Below are 9,713 nucleotides of genomic sequence, written 5' to 3' on the forward strand. Positions count from 1 at the left end.
CTCGCGGATGCACCAGCGCGGTTCAACTGGCAGAAACCCGATAATCCGCGTCATCAATACCTCCGCCTCCCGCTGTTCCTCACGCAACCCTACGAACCGGCTCATTGCACCGCTCCGAGATCGAACTCCAGGGGCTTGGCCGGTTTCTGCCCGACGCCGTACCAGTCCAGGTTACGGGTCAGCACCATGAACACGCCCAGCAGGCCGAACAGCAACAGCGAGCCCATCAGCAGCGCATAGTCCTCGGCGCTCAGCAAGCCATACAGCAGACCATACAGCGCCGCCAGCCCTGCCGAAAAACTCAGGCCGTGGCGCACGCTGCGCAGCACGTGGCAGACATAAAAACCGATCAGCAACACACAACCACTGGCCGACAGCAGATACGCCAGGGCAAACCCCAGGTGTTCCGACAAGGACAGCAGCAACAGATAGAAGAACGCCAGCGCCACCCCCACCAGCGCGTACTGCACCGGGTGCACCGCCAGGCTTTTCAATATCTCGAACAAAAAGAAACCGGCGAACGTCAGGACGATGAACAACAGCGCATATTTGATCGCCCGGTCACTCTTCAGGTACTGATCCACCGGATCGATGAAACTCACCCCGAAGCTGCGGCTGTTGAACGCCTCGCAGTCGTCTCCCGAAGCGCAACGATTCATGGCCTCTTGCAGGTTGGTAGAGAAGAACGAGGTCTGCCAGTCGGCACTGAAGCCTTGATCGCTGACTTCACGCCTGGCCGGCAGGAAATTGCCGATGAAACTCGGGTGTGGCCAGTTGGCTGCCAGGTTCACGCGGCTGGTCTTGCCCACCGGCAGCACCTGCAACGAGCCGGTGCCCTGCAAGCGCAGGTCGAAACCGAAGGCCAGTTCCGTGATCTTGCTGGTGTCCAGCGCCGGCAGCGTCACTCGCACACCCTCGCCCAGCCAGCCAACCTGAGTGCCGGGCACGAAGTCCAGACGCTGCGCGCCCAGCTCCAGCTTCAGGGCATTTTCGATCCCGCGAATATCGCTGATGCCGACCGCCAGGAACGGCGCATCGAAGGTGTAATCGGCAAAGTCTTCCTTGATCCCCAACTGTACCGGCAGCGCGAAGTGCCCGCTGATGCGGTTGTCGGCATGGAACAGCCGCGCTTCGTAAATGCCCCGGGCGCGCAGCTCGGTCTGTACCTGGCCATCGAGCTCAAAACGCTCCGGCAGGAAATACAGACGCCCACGCTCTTCGCCGATTTCCTGGTAACGCTCGCCGCTCTTCTCTTTGGTTTTCCAGGTGCGCACCACTTTGCGATACGGCACCACCATCACCGGCCCGCTGATCTGCTGGCTGTAGCTGGAACTTCTGGCGATCTCTTCGAGGACGCCGTCACGCCGTTGCTGGCGATCATCGATAACGCCATCGATCATCAGCAGCGGGATCAGCAGTAACAGGATCAACAGGGCAATGGCCCCGAGCTTGAATGTCAGATTTCGGTTCATCAGAACGCTCCCTTGTTGGAATGGGGCGAGTCTGCAAATGCTGTATGGGTTTGTGATGGCGGTTTTGTGGGCTTTGTGTGGAAATACCTGTAAAACGCTGTTCCCGTCATTGAATACAGGACCATGCGAACCGTGCGGGCCGGTTTCGAACAAGGATTATTCAGTTGAGAAACAACTCATTCGACCTGATCAGGCATTTTGCGGCACTGATGGTGCTGGTCAGTCACCACTTCGCGCTTTCAGGCCTGGAAGAGCCCGGCATCGCCGGTTACAACTCATTGGGGGGCATCGCCGTTATCGCCTTCTTCTCGATCTCCGGCCTGCTGATCACCCATAGCTTCCTCAATGCCAGCAGCGTCACCGACTATCTGACCAAGCGTGTCGCGCGGATTTTCCCGGCGCTGATCGCTTGCGCATTCATCATGACGTTTGTGGCGGGCGGGATATTGGCCGACGGCTATGTCACCGGCCCTGCGGCGCTGATCGACTTCCTGCGCATCTCGTTGTTCGGTCGCGCGGCAATCGATGAAATCACCAACGGCTTTATCTTCAGCGAGTCTTTCAATGGCAGTCTGTGGACGCTGAAGATCGAATTCGCCTTTTACCTGCTGGTGGCCGCCTTCTTGAGTCTGTACCGCCGGGCGGCGATGGTCGGTGCAACGCTGGTGGCGTTCTGTATTGCGACCTATGTGCTGGGCAATGGCCCCTCCTCGGCGCTGGCTCAGAAACTGGCGGTGTATGGCTATGCCGGTATCGCCTTTTTTGCCGGGTCGCTCCTGGCTTTCTACAAGCAATACCTGGGCGCCAGACTTCGATTGGCAATGACGCTGACGGCCTGCCTCGGCCTGATTCCGCTTGCAACGGGTACGCCGATGGCCGGCGTCGTCGTCACGCTGTGCATTTGCCTGGCGACACTGAGTCTGGGTCTGCTGTATGTCGACGGCACCCTTCGGGGCCGGTTCGATCTGTCTTACGGCATCTATCTGTATGCGTTTCCCGTGCAGCAGTTGGTGATCAACAAGACCTCGCTGCCATTCGTGCCGTCCATGATCGTGTCGGCGCTGATCGTGATCGCGCTGGCCGCCGCTTCCTGGATCTGCATTGAACGACCGGCGCTGCAATGGGCGCATCGCAAAAGCAAGGCCCGCCTCAGCGAGACGGCGACCCTGTCCTGAGTGATCACGGCAGGTGCAATCGCACCTGCACGCCACCTTCGAGGTTGTCGATGCGCAGAGAGCCGCCATGCAGCTTGGCCACTTCCTCGACGAAGTTCAGCCCGAGCCCGGTGCTTTTGCGTCCACTCTCGGGGCGCGGCAGCGAGTAGAAGCGCTCGGTCAGGCGCGCCAATGCGTAATCGGGAATCGGCTCGGCCTCATTGAACAGGCGGAACTCGACCTGCTCGCCAATTCGTTCCGCTTCAAATCGCAGCAGCCCCCGTGACGGGGTGAAATCCAGCGCATTCTCCAGCAGATTGCCCAAGGCCTGACGCAACAGAAACGGCTCACCGATCAGCGTCAATTCCGCCGCGACAGTGCACTCGACTCGCAGCTGTTTACTTTCAATGCGCGCGGCCTGCGCGTCCAACACTTCATCCACCAGCGCCGCAAGCGGCACGGCGACACGCTCCTCCAGCGTCTGGCGCTGCTCAACCTGAGCCAGATCGAGCAGCCGCTCGATCAACTGCTGCATGCGCGCACTTTCGCTGTCGATGTTGCCGATGAAACGCTGGCGTTGCGCCAACGGCATTTCGCTTTGCAGTAGCTCGGCCGCACCGCGAATCGCCGCCAGCGGACTCTTCAATTCATGGGTCAAGGTGTGGACGTAACGTTCGACATAGGCCTTGCCTTCAAGCTGGGTACGCATTTGTTCCACGGCGCTTGCCAGTTGTTTCAGCTCGCCACCGCGATAATGCGGTACTTCCACCCGCCGTCCCTCGCTGACCGCCTGGGCATAACCGGTCAAACGGTGCAGCGCGCGGCTCAGCCACCACGACAGTAACGCCCCGAACAACAGGCCCAGCGCGATCAGCCCGGCGCCATAAGCCAGCAACCGGCGCTCGGTCCGGTCGACATAGGGCTGCAATGAACTGTTGGGCTTGGCCACCGTGACCACACCGATGATCCGGCCATCGTCGCGGATCGGCGCGCCGACGTGCATGACCGAAGAGGTCGGATCATCCGGATCGCTGCGACTGGAGCGGGCGCCGTACTCACCGCGCAGGGTCAGGTAGACATCGTTCCAGCGCGAGTAATCCTGACCGACCGCCAGACCGCTGGAATCCAGCACCACGATGCCCTTGGCGTCGGTGACGTAAATGCGGTGGTTGACCTGGTTCTTCGGCAGGCCCCAGATCGTCGCTTTCGGCTGGCGCTCGCCGTAGGCCCGGAGCAACTCGGGCCAGCGATTCTGGCTGAGGGTGCCGGCCTTGAAATCATCCTTGAGAATCTCCGCCATCAGATTGGCGGTGTCGACCAGGGTTTCTTCGGTGGACTGACGCACGCCGGGACGGATTTCCTCCATCACGGTGTTGAGCACGAAATAACCGGTCAGACCGATGAACAGCACATAGACCAGAAAAATTCGCAGCCCGAGCGGCATCAGCTGTGCCCCGGGCTGTAGCTGTAACCGAGGCCGCGATGGGTCTGGATCGGCTCGGCCTCGGCGCGCACCAGACGCAGCTTGGCGCGCACGCTTTTGATGTGACTGTCGATGCTGCGCTCGTAACCGGCGTCGGCCGCCACGCCCAGCGCATCGAGCAATTGCTCGCGACTGAATACCCGTTCCGGCTGTTCGAGCAGGCATTGCAGCAGGCGAAATTCATGCCGGGTCAGGCTCAGGGGCTGTCCACGATAGCTGATCTTCACCCGCTCGAGATCGATGCTGAACATCCCCGACCATGCGTCGACCGGCGCACGTGGCGCCATGCGCTTGAGGATCGCCCGGACCCGCGCCGCCACTTCCCGTGGGCTGAACGGCTTGACCACATAGTCGTCGGCACCGATTTCCAGGCCCACCACCCGATCGATTTCAGCATCCCGGGCGCTGAGGAACAGCACCGGCACTTCGCTGAACCGACGCAGTTGCTTGCAGGTTTCGAAACCGCTGATATCCGGCAGGCCGATGTCGAGGATGAGCAGATCGGCCGGTGTCTGGCGCTGATATTCCAGCGCTGCCGCGCCGAGGCTCAGCCAGGTCGTGGTGAAGCCCTCGCCCTGCAAGGCAAAAATCAGCGTATCGGCAATCGCCGCTTCGTCTTCGACAATCAGGATATGAGGCATGGCGTCCAAGCCTGTGGAATGAGTGCGCGAACGGTGCCCCAAGCCTGACGTTACGTCAATGAGACCACTTAGCAGTCCGGCTTGTCGGCGGTGAAACGCCGGGCCGGGTTTACCGCTGCGCCAAACTCGCGCAAGGCCTTGGCACCAATCAGCAATGGATAATTGAAATGGCTGCGGTCGGTCAGGTTGACCTCCACGGTACGCTTGACGTTGCCCAGGCACAGCTCCAGATCGACCACGGGACGCTTGGCCACTTCGGTGCTTTCGCCCTCGTCCTCTTCATCCGAGCGACTCTTGATCTTGCTGATCCGCGCGATCTTGTGCTCGTACACCTTGTTACTCGCGTCTTTGGTGGCGAGACGGAAGCGAACCCAGTCTTCGCCGTCACGGGTAAAGGTCTCGATGTCCCTGGCCGACAGCGACGCGGTCAGCGCGCCAGTGTCCATTTTCGCCTTGAGTACCTGGCCGCCGATTTCCGGCAGCGCGATGTATTCGTAGCGCCCGTACAGGGTCGGCTCGGCCGCCAGCACCGGCAGGGCGACGAGAGAAAGCAATGCAAGGAGAGATTTCACGTAAAGGGCTTCCTTGGGAAATGGGGGCTCTGAAGCGAGATTTTAGACCGCTGTGCCACTGTTCGTTCCCACGCTCTGCGTGTGAACTCATCAAGTGACGCTTCGCGTCACGGGAACGCAGAGCGTCGCGGGCGGCATTCCCACGCAGAGCGTGGGAACGATCAGGCTAACGCGCCAAAGGTGAAACATTCGTCACCGCCGATTTGGCCTGTCGCCCGAAGCCACTTATCATGACGCGCCCATCCGCTTTCAAGAGTTGCTTATGCGCCGCCTGCTCACCGGCTGTCTCGTCACCCTGCTGCTGTTGCTCAACACCCTGGTGCTGTTCGGCCCGTTGATGGTGTTCGCCCTGCTCAAGCTGATCCTGCCGGGACGCTTTCGCGACTACGCCTCGTGGGCGGTGATGTGGATCGCCGAAACCTGGGCGGAAATCGACAAGCTGATTTTCCGTCTGTGCATCCCCACGCAATGGGACATCCGTGGCGGCGATGACCTGCGCGGTGACACGTCCTATCTGGTGATCAGCAACCATCAGTCCTGGGTCGATATCCCGGCCCTGATCCAGACCCTCAACCGGCGCACCCCCTTCTTCAAATTCTTCCTCAAAAAGGAATTGATCTGGGTACCGTTCCTGGGCCTGGCCTGGTGGGCGCTGGATTACCCGTTCATGAAGCGCTACACCAAGGCGTTCCTGGCGAAACACCCGGAGCTGGCCGGCAAGGATCTGGAAATCACCAAAGCGGCGTGCGAGCTGTTCAAGCGTCAGCCGGTAACCGTGGTGAATTATCTGGAAGGCACCCGCTATACCGCCGCCAAAAGCACCCAGCAGCAGTCACCGTTCAATCACCTGCTCAAGCCCAAGGCTGGCGGTGTGGCGTTCGTGCTGGCGGCTATGGGCGAACAGCTGGACGCGATTCTGGATGTGACCGTGGTTTATCCACAGCCGAGGATTCCGGGTTTCTGGGACCTGATCAGCGGCAACGTGCCACGGGTGATCATCGATATTCGCACCCGTGAGCTGGACCCGTCGCTGTGGCAGGGCGACTACGAGAACGATCCGCTGTTTCGCGAGAAAATCCAGAGCTGGGTCAACCAGCTCTGGAACGAGAAGGACCGGCGCATTGCCGAGCTGCGCAACGAGCGCCGCTGATCAGTTGCCGGTGCCCCAGATGCTGCCCAGGCTTTGCAGCAACGAGCCGCCGACACCCTGCTGACCGAGATACTGCAAAAGAATCGGGGCAAACTGGCCAACCATGCTGCTGTCCATGCCCAACGCCCCGAAAGCGTTGTTCAGGTCATTGGTGTCCTTGACGTTGCCCAGGGCATTTTCCAGTCCTGCGGACTTGCCGGACGATCCCAGCAACCCGCTCAGCGCCGCCAGGTTGCCACCGCCGCCGGAGAGTTTGTCGATCCCCGGCACCTCCTTGGCCAATTGCGAATAATCCGTGTTGCTGAGCTGATTTTTCGCCAGTCCCAGCATGGCACTGGTGCCGCCGACCGCTTGCTGCGGCGTGACGTTCAGCGCACTCAACGCACTCAACAGACCGGCGGTTTCCGAAGTCGGCGCTGCAGCGGCGGCCTTGTCCCCGCCCTGCATGCCCGATACCGCACCGGCCACGTCATTCAGACTGAAACCGGCAAACACCGGCCCTGCCGCCAGGGTCAGGAGCGATGCCAGTGCAAAACCGCGTGAAATCTTCATTCAGACATCCTCTTGTGGCGTGAAACCCTTCAGCGACGAAGGGGAAAACTGCCGGTTTGACCGAGTATCGGTCGGCATGTTCCGAGCGCAGCGCATGCATTTTGAACGCGACCCTGATCAGAAAAAGTGAAACACAGCAGACCCGCTGATGAACGGCACGGGCGCCATGGCTGCATTCGCCTGTGAACTGACCGAAACCGACGAGTACAGCCCGTTCTTTATTCCCGCTTTCCATTAATCGAAAGCCTTTCTGGCGGCACACACCAACTCAAAGAAAAAAGGCGACCTGACGGTCGCCTTTTTCCTGGTTGCAACTTACGCCGCACTGAACAACTTGTGCGGATCAATCACAAACTTCTTAGGCACGCCGGCATCGAACTCACCGTAGCCTTCCGGCGCCTGGTCGAGGCTGATGACCTGCACGCCCACCACTTCGGCGATGTTGATGCGGTCCCACATGATCGCCTGCATCAGTTGGCGGTTGTACTTCATCACCGGGGTCTGCCCGGTGTGGAAGCTGTGGGATTTGGCCCAGCCCAGACCAAAGCGGATGCTCAGGCTGCCCGTCTTGGCAGCGGCATCGACAGCGCCCGGATCCTCGGTCACGTACAGCCCCGGAATACCGATCTTGCCGGCGACGCGCACCACGCCCATCAGCGAGTTGAGCACCGTGGCCGGGGCTTCGTGCTTGACGCCGTCGTGACCATGGCCGCGGGCTTCGAAGCCCACGCAGTCCACCGCACAATCCACTTCAGGCTCGCCCAGCAATGCGGCGATCTGTTCGTGCAGCGGGGTGTCTTTCGACAGGTCGACGATTTCGAAACCCTGTGCCTTGGCGTGGGCCAGACGGATGGTGTTGACGTCGCCGACGATCACCACCGCAGCGCCGAGCAAACGGGCGGATGCCGCCGCAGCCAGACCGACCGGACCGGCGCCGGCAATGTAAACGGTGCTGCCCGGGCCGACGCCAGCGGTCACGGCGCCGTGGTAGCCGGTCGGCAGAATGTCGGAAAGGCAGGTCAGGTCGCGGATTTTCTCCATGGCCTTGTCGCGGTCCGGCAGTTTCAACAGGTTGAAGTCGGCGTACGGCACCAGCACGTATTCGGCCTGACCACCGGTCCAGTCGCCCATGTCGACGTAACCGTAGGCACCGCCGGCGCGAGCCGGGTTGACGGTCAGGCAGACGCCGGTGTGTTGCTCCTTGCAGGAACGGCAGCGCCCGCAAGCCACGTTGAACGGCACGGACACCAGATCGCCGATTTTCAGGCTTTCGACGTCGCTGCCCTTCTCGATCACTTCACCGGTGATCTCGTGTCCCAGCACCAGACCGACCTGAGCCGTGGTACGGCCGCGCACCATGTGCTGGTCGGAGCCGCAAATGTTGGTTGAAACCACACGCAGGATGACACCGTGCTCGATCTTCCTGCCGCGCGGATCCTGCATTTTCGGATAGTCGATTTTCTGTACTTCGACCTTGCCAGCGCCGAGATACACCACACCACGATTGCCAGACATGCTTTCACCTCGCTGTTGTTTTTATGGAACCGCGCCGCCCAGGCAGGCAGCGCGTTAAGTGCTCGGGTACAGATGCTGATTCTTGTGTTGCCTGTTATGGCCTCATCGCGAGCAAGCTCGCTCCCACAGGGGGACGCATTTCAATGTGGGAGCGAGCTTGCTCGCGAAAGCGATCTAGAGAACGACGGTGCGATTGGCGTTCAAAAACACCCTTCTCTCAATGTGATATCCCACCGCCCGGGCCAGGGTCAGGCCTTCGATGTCCCGTCCCTTGGCAATCAGGTCTTCCGGGTAATGACTGTGATCCACCGCCTCGACGCCCTGGGCGATGATCGGCCCCTCGTCCAGGTCGTTGTTGATGTAGTGCGCCGTGGCGCCCACCAGCTTCACGCCCTTGTTGTAGGCCTGGTGATACGGCTTGGCGCCCTTGAAGCCTGGCAGCAGCGAGTGATGAATATTGATCGCCTTGCCATCGAGCTTGCGGCACAGCTCCGGCGACAGCACCTGCATGTAACGGGCAAGGATCACCAGTTCGGCGCCGGCCTCCTCGATCACCTGCCACACCTGCCGCTCCTGGGCCGGTTTGTCGTTGGGGTCGAGGGGGAAATGGTAGTAGGGAATCTGGTGCCAGTCGGCCAGTGGCTTGAGGTCCGGATGGTTGGACACCACCGCAGCCACGTCCATGGACAACTGGCCGATGCGCTGGCGGTAGAGCAAGTCATTGAGGCAGTGATCGGCCTTGGACACCATGATCACCACTTTCGGCCGGTAGTTCGGCGCCGTCAGCTCGAAGATCATGCCGAACGCCTGCCCACGCTCGGCGAGGCCTGCACGGAAGGATTGCTCGTCAAAACCGTCGGGCTGGCGGAATTCCACCCGAATGAAGAAACGGCCCGAGAGCCGGTCGTCGAACGAGTGGTGCTCGGTGACGTAGCAGCCCTGCTCGAACAGAAAACGCGTCACCGCGTCCACGGTGCCGAGCACGCTGGGGCAGTCGGCGGTCAGAATCCATGTATCCGGGGCGCGGCTCATTGTTTTCTCCTGGGTAGGCCTCTGATCTTCCCATGCTCTGCGTGGGAATGCCGCCATGGACGCTCTGCGTCCGTTCTTGGGACGCGGAGCGTCCCGGGATGCATTCCCACGCGGAGCGTGGGAACGATCATTACGCCTGAAC

At 60.9% G+C, this 9,713-nt stretch carries 9 protein-coding genes; 2 read left to right on the forward strand and 7 right to left on the reverse strand.

Going from position 1 to position 9,713, the window contains the following annotated elements; translation table 11 throughout:
* Nucleotides 1–101: 101 nt before the first annotated feature.
* Nucleotides 102–1,472 carry a cell envelope integrity protein CreD gene (gene creD, locus BBF94_RS26530; RefSeq protein ID WP_065261885.1) on the reverse strand — a complete coding sequence of 457 codons (1,371 nt, stop codon included), beginning with the start codon at nucleotides 1,470–1,472 and terminating at the stop codon, nucleotides 102–104.
* Between the two features lie 164 nt (nucleotides 1,473–1,636).
* Here creD and BBF94_RS26535 point away from each other — a divergent pair, with 164 nt between their 5' ends.
* A complete protein-coding gene (locus tag BBF94_RS26535; protein ID WP_065261886.1) occupies nucleotides 1,637–2,647 on the forward strand; it encodes an acyltransferase family protein in 1,011 nt (336 codons plus the stop codon).
* Nucleotides 2,648–2,651: 4 nt separating this feature from the next.
* Here the strand turns inward: BBF94_RS26535 and creC are convergent, their stop codons facing one another.
* From creC to rloA2, 3 genes are all read right to left on the reverse strand, one after another.
* A complete protein-coding gene (gene creC / locus BBF94_RS26540; protein WP_065261887.1) occupies nucleotides 2,652–4,070 on the reverse strand; it encodes a two-component system sensor histidine kinase CreC in 1,419 nt (472 codons plus the stop codon).
* Nucleotides 4,070–4,750, reverse strand: a complete 681-nt coding sequence (gene creB / locus BBF94_RS26545; protein WP_065261888.1) for a two-component system response regulator CreB — start codon at nucleotides 4,748–4,750, stop codon at nucleotides 4,070–4,072. Before creB ends, creC begins: the two co-directional genes overlap by 1 nt.
* Nucleotides 4,751–4,818: 68 nt before the next feature.
* On the reverse strand, nucleotides 4,819–5,322 hold the full coding sequence (gene rloA2, locus BBF94_RS26550) for a retropepsin-like aspartic peptidase RloA2 (protein WP_065261889.1): 504 nt from the start codon (nucleotides 5,320–5,322) through the stop codon (nucleotides 4,819–4,821).
* Between the two features lie 262 nt (nucleotides 5,323–5,584).
* Between rloA2 and BBF94_RS26555 the strand changes: the two genes are divergently transcribed.
* Nucleotides 5,585–6,472 (forward strand): acyltransferase, encoded by an 888-nt coding sequence (locus BBF94_RS26555; RefSeq protein WP_065261890.1) that lies wholly within the window; start codon nucleotides 5,585–5,587, stop codon nucleotides 6,470–6,472.
* Here the strand turns inward: BBF94_RS26555 and BBF94_RS26560 are convergent, their stop codons facing one another.
* The 3 genes from BBF94_RS26560 to purU form a co-directional block, all read right to left on the reverse strand.
* The gene (locus tag BBF94_RS26560; RefSeq protein WP_065261891.1) at nucleotides 6,473–7,024 is read right to left on the reverse strand and encodes a DUF2780 domain-containing protein; all 552 of its coding nucleotides are present in this window, start codon (nucleotides 7,022–7,024) and stop codon (nucleotides 6,473–6,475) included. It abuts the gene before it with no gap.
* 315 nt (nucleotides 7,025–7,339) lie between these two features.
* Nucleotides 7,340–8,539, reverse strand: coding sequence for a formaldehyde dehydrogenase, glutathione-independent (fdhA, locus tag BBF94_RS26565; protein ID WP_065261892.1), 1,200 nt, complete (start codon nucleotides 8,537–8,539; stop codon nucleotides 7,340–7,342).
* A 174-nt stretch (nucleotides 8,540–8,713) separates the two neighbouring features.
* The gene (purU, locus tag BBF94_RS26570) at nucleotides 8,714–9,571 is read right to left on the reverse strand and encodes a formyltetrahydrofolate deformylase (protein WP_007959808.1); all 858 of its coding nucleotides are present in this window, start codon (nucleotides 9,569–9,571) and stop codon (nucleotides 8,714–8,716) included.
* Between the last annotated feature and the right edge of the window lie 142 nt (nucleotides 9,572–9,713).

The organism is Pseudomonas bananamidigenes, assembly GCF_001679645.1.
Taxonomy (GTDB): domain Bacteria; phylum Pseudomonadota; class Gammaproteobacteria; order Pseudomonadales; family Pseudomonadaceae; genus Aquipseudomonas; species Aquipseudomonas bananamidigenes.